The sequence below is a fragment of the Streptomyces smyrnaeus genome, from assembly GCF_017676345.1.
In the GTDB taxonomy this organism is placed as follows: domain Bacteria; phylum Actinomycetota; class Actinomycetes; order Streptomycetales; family Streptomycetaceae; genus Streptomyces; species Streptomyces smyrnaeus.
In genome coordinates, this window is sequence record NZ_JAFFZM010000002.1 from 51,775 (window position 1) to 75,286 (window position 23,512).

21 protein-coding genes are annotated in these 23,512 nt (G+C 72.6%); 9 read left to right on the forward strand and 12 right to left on the reverse strand.

Going from position 1 to position 23,512, the window contains the following annotated elements; translation table 11 throughout:
- Positions 1-171: 171 nt before the first annotated feature.
- Positions 172-759: a PspA-associated protein PspAB gene (gene pspAB, locus JW613_RS03700; protein ID WP_209209285.1), complete on the reverse strand. Its 588-nt coding sequence runs from the start codon at positions 757-759 to the stop codon at positions 172-174.
- A gap of 92 nt (positions 760-851) precedes the next feature.
- Complete coding sequence (gene htpX, locus JW613_RS03705) at positions 852-1,757, reverse strand: zinc metalloprotease HtpX (RefSeq protein WP_209209286.1); 906 nt, start codon at positions 1,755-1,757, stop codon at positions 852-854.
- 297 nt (positions 1,758-2,054) lie between these two features.
- On the opposite strand from htpX, the gene JW613_RS03710 reads away from it, so the two are divergent.
- Both JW613_RS03710 and JW613_RS03715 read left to right on the forward strand, forming a co-directional pair.
- Positions 2,055-2,939 (forward strand): Cof-type HAD-IIB family hydrolase, encoded by an 885-nt coding sequence (locus JW613_RS03710; protein WP_307865781.1) that lies wholly within the window; start codon positions 2,055-2,057, stop codon positions 2,937-2,939.
- A gap of 122 nt (positions 2,940-3,061) precedes the next feature.
- The gene (locus tag JW613_RS03715) at positions 3,062-3,478 is read left to right on the forward strand and encodes a nuclear transport factor 2 family protein (protein ID WP_099882718.1); all 417 of its coding nucleotides are present in this window, start codon (positions 3,062-3,064) and stop codon (positions 3,476-3,478) included.
- Between the two features lie 52 nt (positions 3,479-3,530).
- Here the strand turns inward: JW613_RS03715 and JW613_RS03720 are convergent, their stop codons facing one another.
- Complete coding sequence (locus tag JW613_RS03720) at positions 3,531-4,406, reverse strand: LysR family transcriptional regulator (protein ID WP_209209288.1); 876 nt, start codon at positions 4,404-4,406, stop codon at positions 3,531-3,533.
- A gap of 210 nt (positions 4,407-4,616) precedes the next feature.
- Between JW613_RS03720 and JW613_RS03725 the strand changes: the two genes are divergently transcribed.
- Together JW613_RS03725 and JW613_RS03730 are read left to right on the forward strand one after the other, a co-directional pair.
- The gene (locus tag JW613_RS03725; protein WP_209209632.1) at positions 4,617-5,483 is read left to right on the forward strand and encodes an EamA family transporter; all 867 of its coding nucleotides are present in this window, start codon (positions 4,617-4,619) and stop codon (positions 5,481-5,483) included.
- 8 nt (positions 5,484-5,491) lie between these two features.
- The gene (locus JW613_RS03730; RefSeq protein WP_209209289.1) at positions 5,492-5,866 is read left to right on the forward strand and encodes a VOC family protein; all 375 of its coding nucleotides are present in this window, start codon (positions 5,492-5,494) and stop codon (positions 5,864-5,866) included.
- Positions 5,867-5,879: 13 nt separating this feature from the next.
- Here the strand turns inward: JW613_RS03730 and cydD are convergent, their stop codons facing one another.
- The 4 genes from cydD to hisC all read right to left on the reverse strand — a co-directional run bounded on the left by cydD (position 5,880) and on the right by hisC (position 13,351).
- On the reverse strand, positions 5,880-9,464 hold the full coding sequence (cydD, locus tag JW613_RS03735; RefSeq protein WP_209209290.1) for a thiol reductant ABC exporter subunit CydD: 3,585 nt from the start codon (positions 9,462-9,464) through the stop codon (positions 5,880-5,882).
- A 29-nt stretch (positions 9,465-9,493) separates the two neighbouring features.
- Positions 9,494-10,501 carry a cytochrome d ubiquinol oxidase subunit II gene (gene cydB / locus JW613_RS03740; protein ID WP_209209291.1) on the reverse strand — a complete coding sequence of 336 codons (1,008 nt, stop codon included), beginning with the start codon at positions 10,499-10,501 and terminating at the stop codon, positions 9,494-9,496.
- A gap of 29 nt (positions 10,502-10,530) precedes the next feature.
- Positions 10,531-12,072 carry a cytochrome ubiquinol oxidase subunit I gene (locus JW613_RS03745; RefSeq protein ID WP_209209292.1) on the reverse strand — a complete coding sequence of 514 codons (1,542 nt, stop codon included), beginning with the start codon at positions 12,070-12,072 and terminating at the stop codon, positions 10,531-10,533.
- A 172-nt stretch (positions 12,073-12,244) separates the two neighbouring features.
- Positions 12,245-13,351: a histidinol-phosphate transaminase gene (gene hisC / locus JW613_RS03750; protein ID WP_209209293.1), complete on the reverse strand. Its 1,107-nt coding sequence runs from the start codon at positions 13,349-13,351 to the stop codon at positions 12,245-12,247.
- Positions 13,352-13,879: 528 nt separating this feature from the next.
- Between hisC and JW613_RS03755 the strand changes: the two genes are divergently transcribed.
- From JW613_RS03755 to JW613_RS03765, 3 genes are all read left to right on the forward strand, one after another.
- A complete protein-coding gene (locus JW613_RS03755) occupies positions 13,880-15,055 on the forward strand; it encodes a LacI family DNA-binding transcriptional regulator (protein ID WP_209209294.1) in 1,176 nt (391 codons plus the stop codon).
- 295 nt (positions 15,056-15,350) lie between these two features.
- Positions 15,351-16,730, forward strand: a complete 1,380-nt coding sequence (locus tag JW613_RS03760) for a metallophosphoesterase family protein (RefSeq protein WP_245224998.1) — start codon at positions 15,351-15,353, stop codon at positions 16,728-16,730.
- A gap of 322 nt (positions 16,731-17,052) precedes the next feature.
- Complete coding sequence (locus JW613_RS03765; RefSeq protein ID WP_209209295.1) at positions 17,053-18,006, forward strand: hypothetical protein; 954 nt, start codon at positions 17,053-17,055, stop codon at positions 18,004-18,006.
- 14 nt (positions 18,007-18,020) lie between these two features.
- On the opposite strand, the gene JW613_RS03770 is transcribed toward JW613_RS03765, so the two are convergent.
- From JW613_RS03770 to JW613_RS03785, 4 genes are read right to left on the reverse strand one after another with little or no spacing between them, the layout of a single operon-like run.
- On the reverse strand, positions 18,021-19,214 hold the full coding sequence (locus JW613_RS03770; protein ID WP_372447894.1) for a cystathionine gamma-lyase: 1,194 nt from the start codon (positions 19,212-19,214) through the stop codon (positions 18,021-18,023).
- 43 nt (positions 19,215-19,257) lie between these two features.
- Positions 19,258-20,265: a fructosamine kinase family protein gene (locus JW613_RS03775; RefSeq protein WP_209209297.1), complete on the reverse strand. Its 1,008-nt coding sequence runs from the start codon at positions 20,263-20,265 to the stop codon at positions 19,258-19,260.
- On the reverse strand, positions 20,265-20,759 hold the full coding sequence (locus JW613_RS03780; protein ID WP_209209298.1) for a low molecular weight protein-tyrosine-phosphatase: 495 nt from the start codon (positions 20,757-20,759) through the stop codon (positions 20,265-20,267). The genes JW613_RS03775 and JW613_RS03780 overlap by 1 nt, the downstream gene beginning before the upstream one ends.
- 6 nt (positions 20,760-20,765) lie before the next feature.
- On the reverse strand, positions 20,766-21,143 hold the full coding sequence (locus JW613_RS03785) for a phage holin family protein (protein WP_099882742.1): 378 nt from the start codon (positions 21,141-21,143) through the stop codon (positions 20,766-20,768).
- Positions 21,144-21,191: 48 nt separating this feature from the next.
- Here JW613_RS03785 and JW613_RS03790 point away from each other — a divergent pair, with 48 nt between their 5' ends.
- Both JW613_RS03790 and JW613_RS03795 read left to right on the forward strand, forming a co-directional pair.
- Positions 21,192-21,509 carry a cupin domain-containing protein gene (locus JW613_RS03790; protein WP_185017581.1) on the forward strand — a complete coding sequence of 106 codons (318 nt, stop codon included), beginning with the start codon at positions 21,192-21,194 and terminating at the stop codon, positions 21,507-21,509.
- A gap of 167 nt (positions 21,510-21,676) precedes the next feature.
- Positions 21,677-21,895: a DUF5326 family protein gene (locus tag JW613_RS03795; protein WP_099886637.1), complete on the forward strand. Its 219-nt coding sequence runs from the start codon at positions 21,677-21,679 to the stop codon at positions 21,893-21,895.
- A 63-nt stretch (positions 21,896-21,958) separates the two neighbouring features.
- On the opposite strand, the gene JW613_RS03800 is transcribed toward JW613_RS03795, so the two are convergent.
- Positions 21,959-23,476, reverse strand: a complete 1,518-nt coding sequence (locus tag JW613_RS03800; RefSeq protein ID WP_209209299.1) for a YibE/F family protein — start codon at positions 23,474-23,476, stop codon at positions 21,959-21,961.
- Positions 23,477-23,512 lie beyond the last annotated feature (36 nt).

Here is a 23,512-nt window from a genome sequence, read left to right on the forward strand (position 1 = left end):
TCCCCGTTGAAGCTCCCCGCGCCCGGCCGGGGCGGCTCGCCCATACAACCGGACCATTGCTTTGGCGGATGATCCTGCCAGAGCGGAATGCGCCGCTCACCGGCAGGGGTTGCCAAGGGGATCGCAGGGCCGCGGTGTCGCAAGGTCGCAGGGCCACCTGGGGACCCGGAATCACAGTCCCGGGGCGCCCCAGACGGGGAACCAGCGGCTGAGGTCCTCCTCCACCGCGAGGTCGTCGGCCAGCAGGCCTCGGACTTGGAGCTCCAGGCCGTTGTCCCGCTTCTCGGTGCCGCCGGACAGCGGGGCGAAGGGGTAGAAGGTGCCGCGCTTGTAGAGGTAGATCAGGGCGAGTGAGGCGCCCGATCCCTCCTGTCGGAAGGACACGAGCGAGCAGAGCAGTTGCGGACCGAATCCGCCCTCGGCGAGGAGGGTGTTGACGGCGTGCAGGTCGTTGACGAGCGCCGCCATGTCGTCGGGCGGCTGGCGCGCGGTGAGCCATGTGTAGCCGTAGGAGTCCTGGTCGAACTCGACGGGGATTCCGCCCCGCGCGGTGTCCGCGTCCAGCAGCTCCCGTACGTCCCGCCGCAGCCGGGTGAAGGCGCCGCCCTCAACGCTGGCGAAGCACACGGCGCCGACACCGGTCGGCTCGAACGCGGTCCCTGCCTGGAGGGTCAGCGCGGCGGCGGGCAGCGCGAAGAGCTGGTCGAGGTCGGGCCGCTTGGGCTTGCTGCGGCCGAGGAGCACGTCCAGAAAGCCCACGGGCCGTCTCCCTTCGAATGTCGTCCGGCGGCTCGGATGTGGTCGGCGGCTCGGATGGTCGTCGGCGGCTCGGATGTCGTCCGGCGGCGGGCTCACTGCCCGAGCTGGGCGGATATCCGGCTGAGCTGGTCGAGCCGCTTGTCCAGCTTCGGGTGCGAGGAGAAGAGCGAGGCGAGGCTCTCGCCGGAGAAGGCGGGCACGAAGAAGAACGCGTTGTACGGCTCGGCCTTGCGCAGGTCCCGGGTGGGGATGCGGGCCATGTCGCCGCTGATCTTGGTGAGGGCCGAGGCGAGGCTGGAGGGGCGTCCGGTCAGCAGGGCGCCGGCACGGTCGGCGGACAGTTCGCGGTAGCGGGACAGCAGCCGGGTGAGCAGGAAGCTGATCACGTAGACCACCGCGCTGACCAGCGGAACGAGCAGCAGGAGCAGTCCCACCCCGTTGTTGTCCCGGCCGGCGCTGCGGCCGATACCGCCCCACAGGGCCATCCGGGTCATGATCCCCGCCAGCACACCGAGGAACGAGGCGATCGTCATGACGGCGACGTCGCGGTGTGCGACGTGCGACAGCTCGTGGGAGAGCACCCCTTCGAGTTCGTCCCGCTCCAGGCGACGCATCAGTCCGGTGGTCGCGCACACCAGGGCGTTCTTCTGGTTACGGCCGGTGGCGAACGCGTTGGGCACGTCGCTGTCGGCGATGGCGACCCGCGGCTTGGGCATGTCGGCGAGAGCGCACAGCCGGTCGACCGCGCCGTGCAGCTCCGGTGCCTGCTGCGGGGTGACCTCGCGAGCCCCCATGCTGAAGGCGGCGATCTTGTCGCTGAACCAGAACTGGGCGATGAACAGCGCGCCCGCGATCACCAGCACGATGGGCCAGGCGTTGCCCAGCACCGCCACCAGGACGCCGACGAGGACGACGTAGAGCAGGCCGATCAGGAACATGGTGGTGACCATCCGTGTGGTCAGACCACGGTCTGCGACGTAGCGCGAGTGACGGGCCATGACGGCCGCTCCTTCCCGAGGTGCGGAAGCTGTCGCGCGGAAGCTGTGGTGTGGAAGCACAGCACTCATGAGGCGCTTTCTTCGATTGTGCCTGTTTGGTGGGTGAGAGGACGATAAGACCGTTCTGACCTGCTCTGATCATGCAGCCGCGACCGGACTGAGGGGGTGCTCACTCCACCCCGTGCGCCCCTTCCGTGCGCTCGCGTGCCCCCTGGCCCTCGCGTTGTGCTCTCATCCACCTCTCATATGGGCGGAGCTTCGCACGCTTGTTCAGGCATATGCGGGAAGATAGTGCTCGTGACTCATCCGACTCGTACGTCCGCCCCCTTGGTCTCCCGGTCCCCGCAGAACCGGCCGTCGCCCGGCAGGCGCACCGCGCCCCGGCTGATCGCCACCGATCTGGACGGCACCCTGCTGCGGAACGACAAGACGGTCTCCGACCGCACCATCGCGGCCCTCGCCGCGGCGGAGTCCGCCGGGATCGAGGTGTTCTTCGTCACCGGCCGCCCCGCCCGCTGGATGGATGTCGTCAGCGAGCACGTACACGGCCACGGGCTGGCCATCTGCGCCAACGGCGCGGCCATCGTCGACCTGCACGCGGGCCGCCGGGTGATCCGGGTACGGGAGCTCGCACGGCGGGACGCGCTCGCCGTCGTCCAGGCCCTGCGTACCGCGGCGCCCGGCGTCAGCTTCGCCGTCGAGCGCACCGGGGGCATCCACTACGAGCCCGCGTACCCCTCCTTCCCCCAGGACCCCGGCGTCTCCTACGCACCCGTCGACGAGCTGCTGGCCGACGGGGACGAGGGCCACCGCGCCGAGCCCATCGTGAAACTCCTCGCCCACCATCCGGTGGGCGACCCCGACGAGTTCCTCGCCCTCGGCCGCACGGCCGCCGGCTCCCACGCCGAGTTCACCCGGTCCAGCCCCAGCGCCCTGCTGGAGATCTCGGGCCGCGGCGTCAGCAAGGCCAGCACCCTCGCCCTCGCCTGCGAAGAGCGCGGCATCAGCCCGGAAGAGGTCGTCGCCTTCGGCGACATGCCCAACGACCTGGCCATGCTCACCTGGGCCGGCACCTCCTACGCCATGGCCAACGCCCACCCGGAGGTCCTTCTCAGCACCACCCACACCACGGCGTCCAACGAGGACGACGGCGTGGCCACCATCATCGAAAGCTTCCTCTGACCGGTCGGACGGTGCCGCCCCTCGGCAGCTTCTCCCGGGCCCCTCCGGCGGCCCTCGCCCACCTGCGGCCCTTACCTCCGGCGTAATCGACGCACTGCGGGCAGCCCGGCAGGCTGGGGCCCATGACAACCACCACAGCGGACGCCACCCGCGCCACCGTCGAGAAGTTCCTCACCCTCCGCCTCGCCGGGGACACCGAGGGGCTCACCGCGCTGTTCGCCGACGAGGTCGACTGGCAGCTCGCCGAGAACCCCGTGGTCCCGTGGATCCGGCCCCGCTCCACCGCTGCCGAGTGCGCCGCCCAGTCCGCCGAGCTGGCCGAGCACACCGTGGCGGAGGACGCCCACGCGTCTGTGGACACCTTCCTCGTCGACGGCGCCGACGCCGTTTTGACGGGGCAGCTGTCAGGAACCGTCCGCGCGACGGGCAAGTCCTTCGCGGGCCCCTTCGCGCTGCGTCTCACCGTCGAGAACGGCCGGATCACCCGGCACCATCTGTACGAGAACAGTGTGTCGATAGCGGCGGCCTGCACGCCCTGACGGGGCGGCCGGCCCTCGCCGCACCGCCCTGACCCGGACGGCGAGCACCGGCTCAGCGCCGCCGGCGTTCGCGGTAGAGGTCGGTGAGGAGGGCGGCCGCCGCGTGGGTGGCCGGGTGGGGGTCGTGGGGTTGCCAGATGAGCTGGACGGGGACCGGGGCGGCGTCGCGGAGGGGGCGGTAGGTGATGCCCACCCGGCGGTACTGGGTGCTGGTCGCCTCGGGGGTGACGCCGACACAGCGACCGCCCGCGATGGCGGCGAGCCAGTCGTCGATGTCCTGGGTGTACTCGATGGCCGGGCGGGCGTCCGCCGGCCACAGGTCGAGGGTGGTGGTGCCGGTGCGCCGGTCCACCACGACGGTGCGCTGCCGGACCTCCTCCAGCCGGATGCTGCGGCGCTTGGCCCAGGGGTCGTCGGAGGCCAGAGCCAGACAGCGGCGCTCGTCACCGAGGACGGTGTGGGCATAGCGGTGCCGGTCGACGGCGGTGCGGACGATGGCCAGGTCGCACACGCCCTCGGCCAGTCCGCCGGTCGGGCTGTTGTGCCGGATCAGCTGCAGCTCGATGTCGGGGTGGCGCTCGGCCCAGCGGCGCTGGAACTCGGTGGTGTGCCGTCCCAGGGAGGCCCAGGCGTGGCCGAGGCGGAGCCGGGTGTGCCCCGTGGTGGCCGCGCGCACCAGGTTGTCGGCCTCCGCGAGCAGCTGGCGGGCGCGGACCAGGACCTCCACCCCTGCGGTGGTGGTGCTGACGGTGCGGCTGGTGCGGTGCAGCAGCCGCACGCCGAGCAGTTGCTCCAACGACCGCAGGGTGCGGCTGACCGACGCCTGGGAGACGCCGAGTTCGAGGGCGGCGTCGGTGAAGCTGCCGGTGTCGACGATCGCGACCAGGCAGCGCAACTGGCGCAGCTCCAGCTCCGAGGTCCCATTCATACGCCCACGTCCGTACGGCCACCCACACACCCATTCATACGCCATCCATACGGCCGGCGTATCGATGGCTCCACAGATGCATTTTGCGTATGTACGGGCGCGGTGGACAGTGCGGGCATGGCACTGCCCGGCGCTCCCGCGCGTCACTCAGCCCCCGCCGCCGAGACGGCCCGCGCCACCGGTCGGAGCCGGTGGACCGGGCTGGCGTTGATGCTGGCCAGCAGCGTCTCCAGCCAGTCCGGCGCGGCCATCGCCTCCCTCGCCTTCCCGGCGATGGGCCCGGTGGGGGTGGTGGCGGTACGCCAGTGGGTGGCCGCCGTGCTGCTGCTGGCCGCCGGCCGACCGCGGCTCGCCGCGTTCACGGCCGCCCAGTGGCGGCCCGTGCTCGGGCTGGCCGTGGTGTTCGCGGCCATGAACCTGGCGCTGTACTCGGCCATCGACCGGATCGGTCTCGGCCTCGCGGTCACGCTGGAGTTCCTCGGCCCGCTGACCGTCGCGCTGGCCGGTTCGCGGCGCCGACTGCACCTGGGGTGCGCGGTGGTCGCCGCGGCCGCGGTGGTCGTCCTGGTGCGCCCCGAGCCGAGCACCGACTACCTCGGTATCGCGCTCGCCCTGCTGGCGGCCGTCTGCTGGGGCTGCTACATCCTGCTCAACCGCACGGTGGGAGAGCGGCTGCCCGGGGCGCAGGGCTCGGCCGCGGCGGCGCTGGTCTCGGGAGCGCTGTATCTGCCGATCGGCCTCGCCGCACTGCTGCACCACCGGCCCACCCCCGGCGCGGTGGGCTGTGCCCTGGCGGCCGGAGTGCTCTCCTCCGCCGTTCCGTTCCTGTCCGACCTGCTGGCGCTGCGCCGTGTCCCGGCCCACTTCTTCGGCGTCTTCATGAGTGTGAGCCCGGTGGCCGCGGCGCTGATCGGTCTGGTGGCGCTCGGGCAGCATCTGCCGCCGGTCTCCTGGCTAGCCGTACTCGCGATCGTCGCCGCGAACACCGTCGCCGTGGGCACCGAGTCCCATCCTCGCGGCCACCGTTCGCGGACGGTGGCGAAACACGATGGACCGACGGGGCCGGGTGGCCGATAGTTCGTCGTATGTCTTCTGTGGTGCGCCACCTCACGTTCGACTGCCACGACGCCTACCGGCTCGGCAGCTTCTGGGCCACGGTGCTGGACGGGTCCCTCTCCGAGGACGACCGGCCCGGCGATCCCGAAGCGCTGGTGGAGGCGCCCGGTTCGGCGTTGCTGTTCGTCAACGTCACCGACGCCAAGACCGTCAAGAACCGGGTGCACCTCGACCTCCAGCCGCAGGACCGCACCCGGGACGAGGAGGTCGAGCGCATTCTGGCGCTGGGCGCCACCCTCGTCGCCGACCACCGCACCCCGGAGGGCCTGGGGTGGGTGACACTCGCCGATCCGGAGGGCAACGAGTTCTGCGTCGAGCGCAGCGCGACCGAGCGGGCGCGGTAGGCGGGCCGGTCGGTCAGGGCACCGCAACGGCGTGCGCCGCCGCGCGCTCGCGGGCCAGCATGGCCGCGAACGGGCCGTCGGCATGGGCGAGTTCGTGGTAACTGCCGCGTTCGACCGGGCGTCCGTGGTCGAGCACGACGATCTCGTCCACCGCTGCCAGACCCTGGAGCCGGTGGGTGATCAGCACGGTGGTGCGGCCCTCCGTCGCCGCCAGCAGATCGGCGGTCAGCGCGTCGGCGGTGGGCAGATCGAGGTGCTCGGCGGGCTCGTCCAGGACGAGGACGGGGAAGTCCGCGAGGAGCGCGCGGGCCAGCGCCAGGCGCTGCCGCTGGCCCCCGGAGAGCTTGGCGCCGTGCTCACCGACGAGGGTGTCCAGGCCGTCCGGCAGGGTGGCCACCCAGTCGTCGAGCCGGGCGGCGGCGAGGGCCGCGTGCATCCGGGACTCCGTCGCCGTCGTGGGGAGCTGCTCGGCCCGGGGCCGGGGGAGGGCCAGCCGGAGGTTCTCCCGGAGCGAGCTGTCGAACAGGTGGGCGTCCTGGGCGCAGAGGCCGATCTGCTGTCGGACGGTGTCGGTGGGGATGTCGAACGCGGAGACGGCCGGGGCCGCGCCGAAGGTGTAGGAGCCGTGCCGCGGGTCCACGAAGCGCAGCAGCGCGTTGGCGAGGGTCGTCTTGCCGGAGCCCGAAGCGCCGACCACGGCCACCCGGTGGCCCGGCATCAGGTCCAGGTCGAAGCCGAGGAGGGCGGGCGGCGCCTCGACCGGAGCGTCCGGATAGCGGACGGTCAGTCCGCGGACGCGGAGGGGGAAGGGGTCGGCCGGCAGCGGCCGGGGGGCCGCCGGCTCCTGGACGGGTGCGGGCGCGTCCAGCACCTCGTGCACCCGCTCCGCCGAGCGCCGTACCCGCTGCCGGAACTGCACCGCCTGCGGCAGCGGCGTGACGACCTCGAACACGGCGAGCGGCGTGAGGACGACCGTGGCCAGCAGCAGGCCGTCCAGCGCACCACCCGTGGTGGCGCGCGCACCCGCCCAGGCCGCCACCGTCACCGTCAGACCGGCGGCGAGGGTGCTCAGCCCGGACGCCAGCGCCGTACGGGAGGCGGAGCGGGCCGCGATCCGGGTCAGCGCGGCGTCGGCCGCCGTCACCTCGGCGCGGCGGGCGGCGAGCGCGCCGGAGACCGGGAGTTCACCGGACGCGGTCCCGGTGAGCAGGTCCACCGTACGGACCGCCAGGTCGGCGCGGGCAGGGGCGAGTCGGCGCTCGGTGCGGCGCGAGAGCACCGCCGTGAGGGCCGGGACGGCGACGCCCGCCACCGCCAGCCCCACGGCGAGGGCCGCGCCGGCGGCGGGCAGGAGCCATGCGGTGAAGGCCACAGTCACCACGCCGACCGTTGCGGCGACTGTCGCCGGGAGCAGCCAGCGCAGGAAGTAGTCCTGGAGCGCGTCCACATCGGCGACGAGACGGGTGAGGAGGTCACCGCGCGCCTTGTGCTTGAGTCCCGCCGGGGCCAGGCGCTCCAGACGTCGGTAGACGGTGACGCGGAGGGCCGCCAGGACGCGGAGGGCGGCATCGTGCGAGACGAGGCGCTCCGCGTAGCGGAAGACGGCGCGACCGATACCGAAGGCCCGGGTCGCGGTGACCGCCACCATGAGATAGAGGATCGGGGGCTGTTGGGCGGCCCGCGATATCAGCCACCCCGAGGTGGCCATGAGGCCGACCGCACTGGCCAGCGCGAGCGCCCCCAGGGCGAGGGCCAGGCCGAACCTGCGGCCCAGGCCCGCCCCCCGGCCGTCGGCCCGCACCCGGGCGAGCGGGCTCCGCGCGATGGTGGCGCCCGCCCCCGCCCCGGGGCTCCGGGTCGTGGCGGCGCTCACGGCGGTGTCGTGCTGCGGGCCGGCCGGCGGCTGCGCGCTGCCCCGGTACTCCCCCGGGCTCCGGCCGGGGGTTCGCCCGCTGCCGCTCCCGGCGTCGGGCGGCTCCGCGGCCGAGACCGGTGGAGACAGGGTGAGCACCCGGTCGGCCGCCGCCAGCAGCGCCGGGCGGTGGGTCACCAACACCACCGTCTTGGTCCTGGTCAGACGGCGGACGGCGGTCAGCACTGCCGCCTCCGTGCCGCCGTCCAGGGCCGCCGTGGGCTCGTCCAGCAGGACGAGGGGCCGGTCGGCGAGGAAGGCCCGCGCCAGCGCGACGCGGCGGCGCTGCCCCGCGGACAGCCCGGCACCGGACTCCCCCAGCTCCAGCTCCGGGTCGAGATCCGGCGCCCCGGCGTCGGCGAGGGCGCGGGCGACGGCGCCCCGGTCGGCGTCGGGACGCGCGAGGCGCACGTTGTCGGCGACGGTTCCCGCGAAGAGATAGGGGTGCTGCGGCACCCAGGCGATCTGTCGGTGCCAGGCCGCGGGGTCGAGCGAGGACAGCGGCACCCCGCCGACCAGCACCCGCCCCCGGGTCGCCGGGGTGAAGCCCAGCAGCACCGACAGCAGCGTGGACTTGCCGCCGCCGGAGGGACCGGTCAGGGCGACCGTCTCACCAGGCCGGATCACCAGGTCCGTCGGCGGGAGCGACCACCCGGTGCGGCCCTCGTGCCGTACGGCGACCCCCTCCAGCGTCAGTGGGGCCTCCCGGATGTCCACCCGGTCATGGCCGCGGGTGGGCGCCGGGCGCTCCAGGACGTCGAAGACGGACTCCGCGGCGGCGAGCCCTTCGGCGGCGGCGTGGTAGTGGGTGCCCACCTGGCGCAGCGGCAGATAGGCCTCGGGGGCGAGGATGAGCACCATGAGCCCGGTGTGCAGGTCGAGGTCGCCGTGGACGAGCCGGGTGCCGATGCTGACGGCGACGATGGCGACGGAGATGGTCGCCAGCAGTTCCAGCGCGAACGACGAGAGGAACGCCAGGCGCAGCGTGCGCAGGGTGGCGCGGCGGTAGTCGGCGGTGATGGTGCGGATGTTGTCGGCCTGGGCCTTGGCGCGGCCGAAGACCTTCAACGTCGGCAGCCCGGCGACGACGTCGAGGAAGTGGCCGGACAGCCGGGCGAGCAGCTTCCACTGCCGGTCCATGCGCGACTGGGTGGCCCAGCCGATGAGCGCCATGAACACCGGGATCAGCGGCAGGGTGACGACGATGATGGCGGCCGAGATCCAGTCGGCGGTCACGATACGGGCCAGTACCGCGACGGGCACCACGACGGCGAGGCCCAGTTGGGGCAGATAGCGGGCGAAGTAGTCGTCGAGCGCGTCGATGCCCCGGGTGGCGAGGGTGGTCAGCTCGCCGGTGCGCTGAGTGGTCAGGAAGCCGGGGCCGAGCGTGGTGGCCCGCTCCAGCAGCCTCAGGCGCAGCTGCGACTTGACGGCGGCCCCGGACCGGTGCGCGGCCAGCTCGGTCAGCCAGGAGACCAGGCCCCGCGCGAGCGAGACGGCCGCCAGCAGCAGGAGGGCGCCACGCTCGAACTCGCCGTGCCGGTAGGCGCCGACGATCACATCGGCGAGCAGCACGGCCTGGGCGACGACGAGTCCGGCCCCGGCGAGTCCGAGGGCTACGGCCGCGACGAGGAAGACGCGCGTGGCGCGGGCGTACCGCAGCAACCGCGGGTCGACGGGCTTCATGGACGGTTCACCTCCGCTCGACGCACGGCTCAGTGCCCGCCGGAGGGGGCGAGGTGGTGGGTGCCGATGCGCTTACGGAACACCCAGTAGGTCCAGCCCTGGTAGAGCAGGACGACGGGGGTGGCGATGGCCGCGCACCAGGTCATGATCTTCAGCGTGTAGGGGGTGGAGGCCGCGTTGGTGACGGTGAGGCTCCACTCCTCGTTCAGCGTCGAGGGCATGACGTCGGGGAAGAGGGAGAGGAAGAGCATCGCCACGGCGGCCACGATGGCCAGCCCGGAGAAGGTGAACGACCAGCCCTCGCGGCCCGCGAGGTTGGTGCCGAGCGCGGCGAGCAGCGCCACGGCCGCGACCACCGTCGCCACCAGCGAGGCCGTGTCTCCCCGGTCGGCCTGCGTCCACAGCAGGAAGACGACGGCGAGCACGGCGGCGGCGGCGCCCACTCCGGTGGCCAGCCGGCGGGCGCGGGTCCGGATGTCGCCGAGGGTCTTGAGCGCGGTGAAGACGGCGCCGTGGAAGGTGAAGAGGGTCAGGGTGACCAGGCCGCCCAGCAGCGCGTACGGGTTGAACAGGTCGGTCAGGCCGCCGACGTACTCCATCTCCGCGTCGATCTTGACGCCCCGGACGATGTTGGCGAAGGCCACACCCCACAGGAACGCGGTGATCAGCGACGTCCAGAAGATCGCGTGCTCCCAGTTGCGCTGCCAGCGCTCCTCCGGGCGCTTGGCACGGTACTCGAAGGCGACACCGCGCACGATCAGGCAGACGAGGATGACCAGCAGCGGCAGGTAGAAGCCGGAGAAGAGGGTGGCGTACCACTCGGGGAACGCGGCGAAGGTGGCGCCGCCCGCGCTGAGCAGCCACACCTCGTTGCCGTCCCAGACCGGTCCGATGGTGTTGATCAGTACCCGCCGCTCGGCCCGGTCCCGGGCGAGCAGCTTGGTGAGGATGCCGACCCCGAAGTCGAAGCCCTCCAGGAAGAAGTAGCCGATCCACAGGACGGCTATGACGACGAACCAGACGTCGGTCAGTTGCATTGCTCAGCGCCCCTGTCTGTGGTGAGAGCTCAGTACGAGAAGGCCATCGGCCGGTCTTCGGCGTCGGCGTCGGCATCGGCGCCCGCGGAGCCGCCGCCGATCCGGGTGGGCGGATTGAGGTCGGCCTCGGTCAGTTCGGGCGACCCGGCCTTGACGTACTTGACCAGCAGCCGGACCTCGATCACGGCGAGCAGCGCGTACAGCGAGGTGAAGACGATCAGGGAGGTGAGGACCTCGACCTGGGAGACGCTGGGGGAGACGGCGGCCGAGGTGGGCAGTACGCCGTAGACCACCCAGGGCTGACGGCCCGTCTCGGTGAAGATCCAGCCCCAGGCGTTGGCGATCAGCGGGAAGCCGAGGGTGAGGACGGACAGCCGCCAGTACCAGGTGCCCAGCCGCGGGTTGAGCTCGCGGTTCCTGGTCAGGGCGAGCCGCGGCATCTCGTCCTCGCCGGTCCGCAGCCGCTCGGCCAGCCAGAACCGGCGGCGGGTGAGGTAGAGGCCGACGGCACCGAGCGTGAAGGAGGCCATTCCGAAGCCGATCATCCAGCGGAACGACCAGTAGGCGACGGGGATGTTGGGCCGGTAGTCGTCCAGGCCGGTGCCGGCCTTGTACTTCTCCCGCAGCTGCGCGTTGGTGTCGTTGATGCCGGGGACGGCCTCGTGGAAGTTGTCGTGCGCGAGGAAGGAGAGCACGCCGGGGATCTCGATGGCGACCTTGTTGTGGCCCTTGTCGACGTCGCCGTAGGAGAAGACGGAGAACGGGGCCGGCGCCTGGGTCTCCCACAGCGCCTCGGCCGAGGCCATCTTCATCGGCTGCTGCTCGTACATGATCTTGCCGAGCCGGTCGCCGCTGACGACGGTGAGCAGTCCGGCGGCCACCAGGGTGATCAGCCCGAGCCGCAGGGAGCTGCGCATCACGGGTATGTGCTTCTTGCGGAGCAGGTGGTACGCGGATATGCCGACCATGAACGCGGCGCCGGTGAGGAAGGCCGCCGTCATGGTGTGGAAGAACTGCGCCAGCGCGGTGTTCTGGAACAGGATCCCGAAGAAATCGGTCATCTCGGCACGGCCGGTCTCCTCGTTGATGCGGTAGCCGACCGGGTGCTGCATCCAGGAGTTCGCGGCCAGGATGAAGTACGCCGAGGCGATGGTGCCGAAGGCGACCAGCCAGATCGTCGCCAGATGCAGCTTCTTCGGCAGCTTGTCCCGGCCGAAGATCCACAGCCCGATGAACGTCGACTCCATGAAGAACGCGATCAGCGCCTCGAAGGCGAGCGGCGCGCCGAATATGTCCCCGACGAAGCGGGAGTAGGCCGACCAGTTCATCCCGAACTGGAACTCCTGCACGATGCCGGTGACCACACCCATGGCGATGTTGATCAGGAAGAGCTTGCCCCAGAAGCGGGTCGCCTTGAGGTACTTCTCCTTGTTCGTCCGCACCCACGCCGTCTGGAGCACCGCGGTGAGGGTGGCCAGCGAGATCGTCAGCGGGACGAAGAGGAAGTGGTAGACGGTCGTGATGCCGAACTGCCAGCGCGCCAGTGTCTCCGGCGCCAACGCAAGGTTCACGTCGCTCTCTCCTTCAGGCAGCGCCCCCGTTCGGGCGAGCTCTCGTGAATGCGTTCACATTCACAAGGCCTAGCGTACGACGCGACGATTTCGGACATGTCAGGGGGTCCCCGCGACCGGTGGGCGCCCCGCCCGCCCACGCGGCGGACCGGGCGCCCACGGCCGAAGGGGGTCAGGCCTCCTTGCGGAAAGCCGCTGCGACCTGCAAAAAGATGTCGTTGGCCGCGGTCTCCCCGATGGTCACCCGCACGCCCTCGCCCGCGAAGGGGCGGACCGTGACGCCGGCCTCCTCCGCGCGCTCCGCGAAGGCCGAGGTGCGCTCACCCAGCCGCAGCCAGACGAAGTTGGCCTGCGATTCGGGCACCGTCCAGCCCTGGCCCCGCAGCTCGGCGAGCACGCGTGTGCGCTCTTTCACAAGCGCCTCGACCCGCTCCTGCAGTGCGTCCTCGCTGCGCAGCGAGGCGATGGCGGCCTCCTGTGCGAGCTGGCTCACACCGAACGGGACGGCGGTCTTCCGCAGCGCCGCGGCCACCGGCTCGTGGGCGACCGCGAAGCCGACCCGCAGCCCGGCCAGACCGTACGCCTTGGAGAAGGTCCGCAGCACACACACGTTCGGCCGGTCGCGGTACAGCTCCAGCCCGTCGACCATCCGCTCGTCCCGGACGAACTCGCGGTACGCCTCGTCCAGCACCACCAGCACCTCGTCGGGCACCCGGTCCAAGAAGCGCTCCAGCTCCGCGCCGGGGAGGGCGGCACCCGTGGGGTTGTTGGGATTGCAGACGAAGACGAGACGGGTGCGATCGGTGATCGCGTCCGCCATCGCGTCCAGATCGTGCGCCTCCGACTCCGCGCCCCCGGTCAGCGGCACCCGCACCGAGGCCGCGCCGGAGATCTGGGTGATGATCGGGTAGGCCTCGAAGGAGCGCCAGGCGTAGATCACCTCGTCACCGGGCCCGGCGGTCGCCTGGAGCAGCTGCTGGGCCACGCCGACCGAGCCGGTGCCGGTCGCCAGATGCGCGGCGGGCACCCCGAAATGCTCGGCCAGCTGTGCGTACAGTTCCGTGCAGGCCAGGTCCGGGTAGCGGTTGAAGGACGCCGCGGCAGACGTCACCGACTCCAGCACCCCGGGCAGCGGCGGGTAGGGGTTCTCGTTCGACGACAGCTTGTAGGAGACGGGACCGCCGGCAGCGGCCGGGCGCCCCGGCTTGTAGCTGGGAATGTCCTCCAGCACCTCGCGCAGCCGCGGGCCACCCGCACTCCGCTCGCTCTTGTCACTCACCGCTGCTCCTCCTCCGTCGTCACCCTGGACCTCGCGCAGCCGCGTACCGCACGCCGCCAATGCTCTTCACCTTATGAGGATTCACCCGCACGGCGTAGAGCCCGACCGGGACGGAGCCGCGCCGAACGGAGTGCGGCCTCCCGACGACCGGCGAGCCGGGGGACTCCGGCCCCCGCTCGGGACCCGCTCCGGAACCCGCTCGGAACCCCGTTCCGAGCCCCGGGGCACGCATACGTGCGCTCCCGCCACGCGCTCCCACGCACGCGCCTGCGTGCGCCGGGCCGCTCCGCGCGCTGGTGGCGGGCGCGGTGGCGCGCGTCGCTCGTGAAGGTGAGTTGCGACCTGTCCGCCACCTCGCCCCCGCACCGCAGCAGCCCACCCCCCACAGCCCGGCAAACGGTGGACACCCCCTCGCGAGCTGGGGTTTTCATGGTCGTCGGCGCGAGTGGCTCCTGCAGAATCGTGCCTCCACCCGGCTCTCGAACAGTCCCCGCCGTCAGCATCCTGCGGGCCTACGATCGGCTCGCCATGACAGCAGCAGAGAAGCAGCAGGCGGGTCGGACATCGGCCTCCGTACCCCCGTCCGTGGCCGGTAGGTGCCCCTCGCCGCGCGGCGGGGCCCGGCTGAACGGGCGGGCGGGCATCAGGGATGTCGCCGCCGCAGCCGGTGTCTCCATCACGACTGTCTCCGACGCCCTCAATGGAAAGGGCCGCCTCCCGGACGCGACGCGCAGCCACGTCCGCGAGGTCGCAGAGCGGCTGGGCTACCGCCCGTCGGCCGCCGCGCGAACGCTGCGCACGGGAAAATCGGGCCTGATCGGCCTGACCGTGACGACATACGGCGAAGAACCGTTCACCTTCACGGAGTTCGCCTACTTCGCCGAGATGGCGGCAGCCGCCACCTCGGCCGCGCTGGCCCGCGGCTATGCGCTGGTCATCCTGCCCGCACCGGCCCGGCGCGGGCCGGCCGGAGCGGGCGGCCCGGACGTGTGGTCGAACGTCGCGCTCGACGGCACCGTGGTGGTCGACCCCTCGGCCCAGGACCCCATCGTCAGCGAGTTGCTCCGCTCCGGACTGCCCGTCGTCTCCGACGGCCGCCCCAGCGACTCCCTCCCGGTGGCCGCCTGGGTCGACAACGACCACGAGGCGGCCGTCCACGGCATCCTCGACCATCTCGCCGCGTCCGGAGCCCGCCGTATCGGGCTGCTGACCGGCACCACCACCGACACCTACACCCGGCTGTCGACCAGCGCCTATCTGGACTGGTGCGAGCGGGTCGGCCAGGAACCGGTCTACGAGCGCTACCCCGCACACGACCCGTGCGCGGGCGCCGTCGCCGCCGACCGGCTGCTCGCCAGACCGGACCGCCCCGACGCGGTGTACGGGCTCTTCGACCCCAACGGCACCGATCTGCTGGCCGCTGCGCGCCGCTACGGACTGCGGGTGCCGGAGGACCTGCTGCTGGTGTGCTGCAGCGAATCCCCCGCCTACGCCACCACGGCCCCGCCCATCACCACGCTGTCGCTGAAGCCCGGCCGGATCGGCAACGCCGTCGTCCAACTGCTGATCGACGTCATCGAGGGGCTGGCCCCGGCACGCCCCGTCCACCGGGTGATGCCCACCGAGCTGATCGTCCGCACATCCTCCCAACGCGACGGCGCCCGGACGACGGTGAGCGCGCCCCGCGCCCCCACGACCGAGTGAGTGGCGTGGCCGGGCCGTTGCCCGAGTGCGGATTCCGTAAGGTACGTCAGCGGAGAATTCAGGAGGAATTCCCACCGGGTCGGGCCCCCTCGCCAAATGCGCGCCCCCAGGTGCGTCACAAGCCGCGACCTGCGTTCCTATGATTGGGGGCACCCCCGGCCGAAGGCCGGGGGAGGACGACACCGGGACCGGCTCCCGATCTGGGGCGGCACCCCGGCCGAAAGACCAGCGACTGGGGCCCCACGGAAGGGGGAGGCCTGCGGTGCACGGCGGCGGCGCGATGGTGGAGGGGTCGATGACTCAGGGGGCCGGTCAGGGACCCGACGTATGGCACGGCGGGACGACGACGCACGGCGCGGGTACCGCCCCGGCGTTGTCCGGCACGGCGCAGGACGTTCCGGTGCCGCTCGGCAGCCGCGTCCCACCGCAGCCGGCCGTGGAGGAAGGACCGAAAGCGGCGCTCACCCGACCGGCCCCGTCCGCCGCCCCGCTGACCGGCGACGGCACGCGTGGATACCCGGGCGGGCGGCCCGACCCGCGTGCGGTCCGCTCGTCGGCCGAGCCGTCGGCGGTACCGGGCGCACCGGCCCCCGCGCACACCGACCCCCGCACCGCGACCGGGCGGACACCGGACGCCTCCGTACCGAACGGCCCCGTGCCGGGTGGGGACGGGACGGGCGAGCCCGGGGAGGCGGGCTCGGCGGCGGTCGGGGCCGGCCAGGACGGCCCGCCCGAGGAGTACACGCCGACCGCCCGCGACCTGCCCGTGCTCGGGGCCGTGGCCGCCGCGGGAAGCAGCGAGGGGCCGGAGCCGACGATGGTGGACGTACCGGTACCGGCCGGGACGGTCAACGACGGGGAGGGCCCGCTCTACGTCGTCGGGGACGTACACGGCTACCTCGACGAACTGCGTACGGCGCTCCGCCAGTTCGGGATCATCGACGCGGACGGCCACTGGATCGCGGGCAACGCGCGGCTGTGGTTCCTGGGTGACTTCACCGACCGGGGCCCGGACGGGGTCGGCGTCATCGAGCTCGTCATGCAGCTCTCCGCCGAGGCCGCGGCGGCCGGCGGGTACTGCAAGGCGCTGATGGGCAACCACGAGCTGCTGCTGCTCGGCGCGAAACGGTTCGGGGAGACTCCGGTCAACTCCGGCGCCGGCACGGCCTCGTTCCAGGCCGCCTGGCTGCTCAACGGCGGCCAGCGCAGCGACATGGAGCGGCTGGCCGACCACCATGTGCAGTGGATGTCGCGGCTGGACGCCATCGCGCTGGCCGACAACCATCTGCTGGTGCACTCCGACGCGACGTGCTACCTGGACTACGGCGACACGATCGAGGACGTCAACGACGCGATCACCGAGGCCCTCCAGCGCAACGACGCGGAGGAGACCTGGGAGCTGTTCCGCAAGTTCACCAAGCGCTTCGCCTTCCGCGAGGAGACCGCGGGCCCGGCTGCCGTACGGGAGCTGCTGGAGACCTTCGGCGGCAAGCGGATCGTGCACGGGCACAGCCCGATCCCGTATCTGCTGGGCGAGGTCGACAGCGAGGACGGCGAGAGCGCACCCGATGTCACCGGCCCGCACGTGTACGCCGACGGGCTGGCCGTCGCCATGGACGGCGGTGTGACGATGGCCGGAAAGCTCCTCATCGCTCAGCTCCCGTTGGTGCAGTGACCCCGCGCCACAGGACGCGGACGCGACGGCGAGCGGGGCGGCGGGTGGTGTGAAGACGGGGCGTGGGCACCGTGCGGGTGAGGCGCGGACGGGGGCGCGCGGAGCACGGTTCCACACCGCTTCTGATTCGCGCGCGGATATCCGGGCAGGTGTTTTCCCAGAAATGATCGGCTGGGGGGCATAGCTGTAGCGGGTCAATTCTGGAAACTCTCTGTCAGGCAGCGCCCGAACGGCTCTACCATCGGCTTGCCGAGGCGAGTTGTCCGCCTGCTGACCTGCCCCGCCCTCGACCGGCCGCCTGGGCCCTACGGAGCATCGGGGGATGCACATGAACAGCGCTCCGCACCTGCTGCGCGAGGACCGGCCCGAGTTCGAGCGGGTCCTCGACGAGGCACTGCGAACCGCCCATCGCCGCCCCGACCTGGCGGCCGTCGGGCAACGGCTGAACGCCGAGCAGTTGCGCACGATGGCGCTCAGCGCCGCGACCGCGATAGCTGCCTGCGCCGAGGCCGAGTACCAGCACTTCGTACGGCTGCGCGAGGAGCTGCGCCGCCCGGAGAACGCCCCTTCCGTCTCGGGCACCGGCGCGCACGGCGGCTCCGGGAACGGGAACGGCGCCGCCGAGGTGCGCGGACCTGGCCAGGGCGGCAGCAGCGTCAGCGAGAAGCTGGTCGGCGCGATGGGCGGCGAGACCCTCGCCGAGGCGTCCGGCGCCGGGCTGGTCGCGGTCGTCTCGGTGCTCGCCCCTGTGCTGGCGGCCACGGCCGCCGTCATCTTCCTGCTGCTGGGGTACGCGCTGCGACTGCTCTCCCCCGAACCCGCCGTCGCGGGCCCGATCCGCAGCGCGGGCTGGGTGTTCGCCGCGTTCGCGGCCGCCGGAATCCTGGTGGCCATGGCCGGTCTGCTGTTCGCGGCGCTGCGCAACGGCGCCAGTTCCATCCGGGCCCCGGGCCCGGGTGGGCGCCGCGGCGATCCGGGCGGCAGCCGCCTGGCGGAAGAGGTGGCGCTGGCCCGCGCCGCCTGGCGGGAGGCGCTGCTGGAGCGCGGCATCGTGCCGTTCCTCCAGGAGGCGCTGGCCGATCCGAGCGGCCCGGAGCGGGCCCCGACGGCCTATGTCTCACCGACGCCGGGCAGTCGGCTGGGCTACTCGCACCCCGGGTTCTCCAGCCGTCCCGCCTCCGAGACGACGGAAGAGGCGCACTCCCGTCCCCCGCGCTTCTCCAGCCCCGACTACTCCAGCCCCGAGTACGGCGGCCCGGAGACCCCCACCGCCTAGCCGTACCGGTCGGCTCAGCCGGCAGCCTCGTCCAGGGCACGGCGGATGTCCGTCACCAGGTCCGCGCTGTCCTCCACACCGACCGACATCCGGACGAAGCCGTCCGGCACCGCGTCGCCGCCCCAGCGGCCGCGGCGTTCGGCGGTCGAGCGGACCCCGCCGAAGCTGGTGGCGTCGCTCACCAGCCGCAGCCGGGCCAGGAACCGGTTGGCATATGCCTGGTCGGGCAGGGTGAAGGAGACGACACAGCCGTAGCGGCTCATCTGACGGGCCGCCAGTGGGTGTGCGGGGTCGTCGGGCAGCCCCGGGTGGCGGACGTCGCGCACCTCCGGGCGGGCGGCGAGCGCCTCGGCGACGGCCAGCGCGTTGCCCGCCTGGCGCTGGGTACGGACATCGAGCGTCGCCAGCGAACGGTGCGCCAGCCACGCCTCCATCGGCCCGGGAATCGCGCCGACCGTCTTGCGCCAGGCCCGTGCCGCGGCCGCGACCTGGGCGTTCCGGGTGGCGACGTAGCCGAGGAGCACATCGCCGTGCCCGGTCAGCGCCTTGGTGCCGCTGGCCACCGAGATGTCGGCGCCCAGCAGGAGGGGGCGCTGCCCCAGCGGGGTGGCCAGGGTGTTGTCGACCGCCACCAGCGCGCCCCGCTCGTGTGCCGCGTCCGCCAACTCGCGGATGTCGCACACGTCGAGCCCCGGGTTGGAGGGCGTCTCCAGCCACAGCAGGCTCGCCCCGTCCAGCTCGGCGCGCTGGGCGCCGCCGCTCGTCGGCGCCGTCCGCACCCGCACGCCGAAGCCCTCCAGCCGCTCGCGGAGCGCGGCCAGCAGGTTGTAGCCGTCCGAGGGCAGTACCACCGTCTGGCCCGGCCGGACCTGGGAGAGCAGTACGGCGGAGATCGCGCCCATCCCGGAGGAGAAAGCGATCACCTCGGCGTCCGGATCGCCCGGCGCCTCCAGTTCGGCCAGCGCCCGCTCCAGCCGCGACCAGGTCGGGTTGGCGTCCCGCCCGTAGGCGTACGGCGCGCCTTCCACCTCGCCGGGCAGGTGGTAGTGGGCGGCGAAGACCGGGCCGGGCAGCGGTGGCTCGTACGGCTCCTCGGCGGGCAGCCCGGCACGTACCACGCGGGTGCCGTCGGCGTCGTTCGCCGGCCCGTGGTCGAGCCGGGGACCGGTCAGTGGCGGATCGTCCGATGCGGTCATGCTGTCTCCCACAGTGTGTGCCGCGTCTTCGACGGCGGCGACACGGTTGTTCTGCTCACCCGAGGGCGGCGCGCGCGGCGGCGCCGCTCTGCGCACCGTAACCCCCGCCGAAGAGCACGGCATGGACGAGGAGGTGCTGGAGCTGGTGCAGCGGTACGCGGGCCTGGCGGCCGGGCAGCGGGCGCACCTCCTCGTACGCGGCGAGGATGCGGGGCAGCTCGGGGCAGCCGAACAGTTGGAGCATCGCCAGGTCCGTCTCCGGGTGGCCGCCCTGTGCCGCCGGGTCGATCAGCACGGCCCGGCCGTCCGCCGCCCAGTGCACATTGCCCGACCACAGGTCGCCGTGGATGACGGCGGGCGGCTGCGGAGGGCCCATGACCGCCTCGTCGTCCAGCCGCTCGCACAGCCGCTCGATGTCCCGCGCGTCCCTCGGCCCGATGTGGGCGCTGTCCACGGTGGCGCGCAGCAGCGGCAGCAGCCGGTGCTCGGTGTGGAAGCGGGGCCAGGCTGCCGGGTCGGCGACCGGCCGGGGCGGCGAGGTCAGCGGCAGCGGCCCGAGGTAGCAGGGCTCGCCGGGGGTGCCCCAGGACGGGGCCGGGCTCTCGTGCAGCGCGGCCAGCTGGCGGCCGAACCGTTCGGCGGCGGACCGGTCGGGGGCGCCCGGCTCCACCCACTGCAGGACGAGCACGTCCCGCTCGGCCGCGTACACCCGGGGAACATGGACGGCTCCGGTGGCGCGCAGCCGCGCGAGCCCGGCGGCCTCGGCGGCGAAGAAGTCGGCGGGCGCGGCGTCCAGCGCCTTGGCGAAGACGACACCGGGCGGGTCCTCGCCCGCGGGAGCGGCGCCTCGGGCACCGCCCGCATCGGCCGGGCGGCCCGCGCCGCCCGGTGCGCCGGCCGGGTCGTGGGACAGCAGTACCTGGTACGCGTCGCAGATCGAGCCGCCGCCGACCGGGGTGGCGGCCCGTGCCGGGAGGCCGAGCAGTTCGGCCGTGCGGGCGACGGGCCGTGGCGGTCCGGCGGTGGCCCCACCGCCGGCGCCGGGCCCGGCCGCCCCGCCCATCAGCCCGCCTCCCGGGCCGCGACGGCGGCCGAGACCTCCGACAGCAGCCCCGGGACGGCGGCCTCCACCATGGTCAGGCACACCTCGAAGCCGGCCGCGCCGCCGTAGTAGGGGTCGGGCACGCTCAGCTCGTCCGGGTCGGCCTCGGGGTCGTAGGAGCGCAGCAGCCGCACCTTCGCGGCCTCGGCCGTGTTGCGCGCCATGGCCCGCAGTTCGGCGGCGTGGCCCTCGTCGAGCGCTACGACGAGATCATGCCGGTCGAACCAGTCCGGCTCGAACAGCCGCGCGATGTGCCGGAGCGGGTAACCGGCGGTGTCCAGTACGGCGGCCGTACGGGGATCGGCCGGGTCGCCCAGGTGCCAGCTCCCGGTGCCGGCGCTGCTGACCTCCACCAGCCCGTCCAGACCCGCGTCCCGCACCTGCGCGCGGAAGACGGCCTCGGCCATGGGGGAGCGGCAGATGTTGCCCGTACACACGAAGCACACGTGGTACATGCGCCGTCAGTCCCGGTCCCGGTCGAGTGCCATGTGCAGGGCCCAGGCGACGATCGAGATGATCAGGCCGCCGAGGAAGGCGGTACCGAAGCCGTCCACGTGGAAGCTCACGTCCAGCTTGTCCGCCACCCAGGAGGTCAGCATCAGCATCAGCGCGTTGATCACCAGGGTGAAGAGCCCGAGCGTGAGCACCAGCAGCGGTAGCGAGAGCAGCTTCACGATCGGCTTGACCACGACGTTGACGACGCCGAAGATCAGGGCGACGACCAGCAGGGTCAGCGCCTTCTCACCTCCGGAGCCGCCGGTCAGCTCGATATCGCTGAGCAGCCAGGTCGCCACGGCAAGGGCTGCTGCGTTGGCCAGCGTCTTGATGAGGAAGTTCATACTCAGATCGTTGCAGAACAGGCGCCCGGTCAGGGAGAGGGGACAGCGGTGAAGGCATTCCGGCTGGAGGAACTGGAGGCGGAGCGCGCCGTGAACGACGGCGCGTACCTGCGGTTCCTGCACGAGCGCAACATGTCGGCCGGCCTCTACGCACTGGACGCGGGCGCCGCCGACCGGCAGCAGCCGCACGCCCAGGACGAGATCTACTTCGTCGTCAGCGGGCGCGGCTCGATCACCGTCGGGGAGGAGACCACGCACGTGGCGCGGGGCAGCGTCGTCTACGTACCGGCCGGGGTGGCGCACAAGTTCCACCACATCTCCGAGGACCTGCGCGTCCTGGTGGTCTTCTCGCCCCCCGAGGGCTGAGCCGGCCTCGCGGCGTGCTCCGTGCTCCCCCGGCCGTCAGGGTCGCCTCAGGGTCGGTTTCAGGGGAGGACCGGGGCCCGGGCCGCCCCGTCGGCTTGCGGTGCGGCCTAGCATCGGGGCCAGAGGGCACAAAGCCTTCAAAACTCTCGGATACGGAGCACACAGTCATGGACGCGAAAGGCACCCTCTCCGGCCTGCCGTGGTGGGTCACATGGATCGTGATACCGGTGATCGCGCTGGTCGTCTTCGGCGGCCTGATCGCCAGCGTGGTCGGCTTCCTGGTCGGTCTGCTGTTCAAGGTGCTGGTCTTCGTCGCCCTGGTCGGCGGCGTCGTCTACCTCGTCCGCCGCTTCAAGGCCGGCGCCTCCGGCCGCAGCGATTGGTGACCCTCTCGCGCCCCGCGCCGCCCCTGATGTCCGCGGCAGGCGGCGCGGGCCCGGAGTGACCCCTCATTTCGGCTTGCGGCGCCTGCCGCGGGCACCGATGGCCGGGCGGCGAGCCGCTGCCGGGCCGCCGGAGGAGGGGGCCGGGATGCTCGGCGGGGGGCCGGCCGGGGCACCGGGCGGGGCACCACCCTCCACACGCGGGGCGGCCTCCTGGGGACGGCTCCGGTCGGCGGAGACGACCAGCGCGGCCAGCAGGGTGGTGACCGGGACCGAGGCCACCAGACCGATCGAGCCGACGAGCGTACGTATGATCTCCTCGGCGACCACCTCACTCGTGGCGACCATCGTCACATCGCTGCGCGCGATCGAGAAGAGCAGCAGCAGCGGTAGCGCCGCACCCGCGTAGGCCAGTACCAGAGTGTTGACCACGGACGCGATGTGATCGCGTCCGATCCGCATGGCGGAGCGGTAGATCCGCCGCCAGCTCGCCCCCGGATCGGCCTCCCGCAGTTCCCAGACGGCCGAGGTCTGGGTGACCGTCACATCGTCGAGCACGCCGAGCGAGCCGATCAGCACACCCGCCAGCAGCAGCCCCCGGATCTCGATGCCGGGGTACAGCCCGTGCACCAGGCTGGTCTGATCGTCGGTGTTGCCCGTCAGCTGCGCCCAGCCGATGAACAGCGAGCCGAGCACCCCGATCAGCAGCAGCGACACCAGGGTCCCCAGCACCGCCACCGAGGTACGGGCCGACAGGCCGTGGCACAGATACAGCGTGGCCAGCATGATGGCGCTGCCCCCGACCACCGCGACCACCAGCGGATTGGAGCCCTGCAGTATCGCGGGCAGGATGAACAGCGTCAGTACGGCGAAGCTGATGATCAGGCCCACCAGCGCCAGCACCCCGCGCAGCCGGCCCACCAGCACCACCACGAGCGCGAAGACGCCGGCGAGCAGCACCATCGGCAGATCGCGGTCGGTGTCGACAACGCTGTACTGGAGCTTGCGCGGCGCTTTCTCGGAGTACCCGACGACGACGCCCTGACCGACGGAGTAGGTGCGGGTGGAGTCCGGCGGCACCACCTCGGTGAAGGTATGGCCCTTGTCCTTGCCCTCGGTGACCTCCACCGTCGCCTTGTGGCACGGTCCGTGCTCGCCGTCCCGCGGTGTGCCGCCCGGGGACTGCGCGCCGCCGCCCGAGGAGGGGGGTGGTTGCTGGACGTTGACCTTGTCGCAGTCCACCTCGGCCAGTTCCACGACTTTCGCGTCGAAGGTCGGCCGGTCGAAACCGACACCGGAGTGGTCGTGTCCGTGGCCCGGGGCGCCTCCCGGCCACAGCACCACCAGCCCCGTCAACACCGCCACCGCGAACGGCACGAGCACGGCCGCGATGACCTTCCGCAAATGCCGGGAGACGGGTGCTGCGGGCCCGTGCCCGTGTGCGTGAGCGTGCGCGTGCACATGGCCGTGGGCCTGGCCATGCGCCACACCGTGGGCCTGGCCGTGGTCATGGCCGGGTGCGTGGCCGTGGCCGGAAGCGGGATCCGGCGGATGCGCGGGACCGGGGACATTGGAGTGGGTCACCGCCCGATCATCGCAAGAACGGCCATGCGGGGTGTT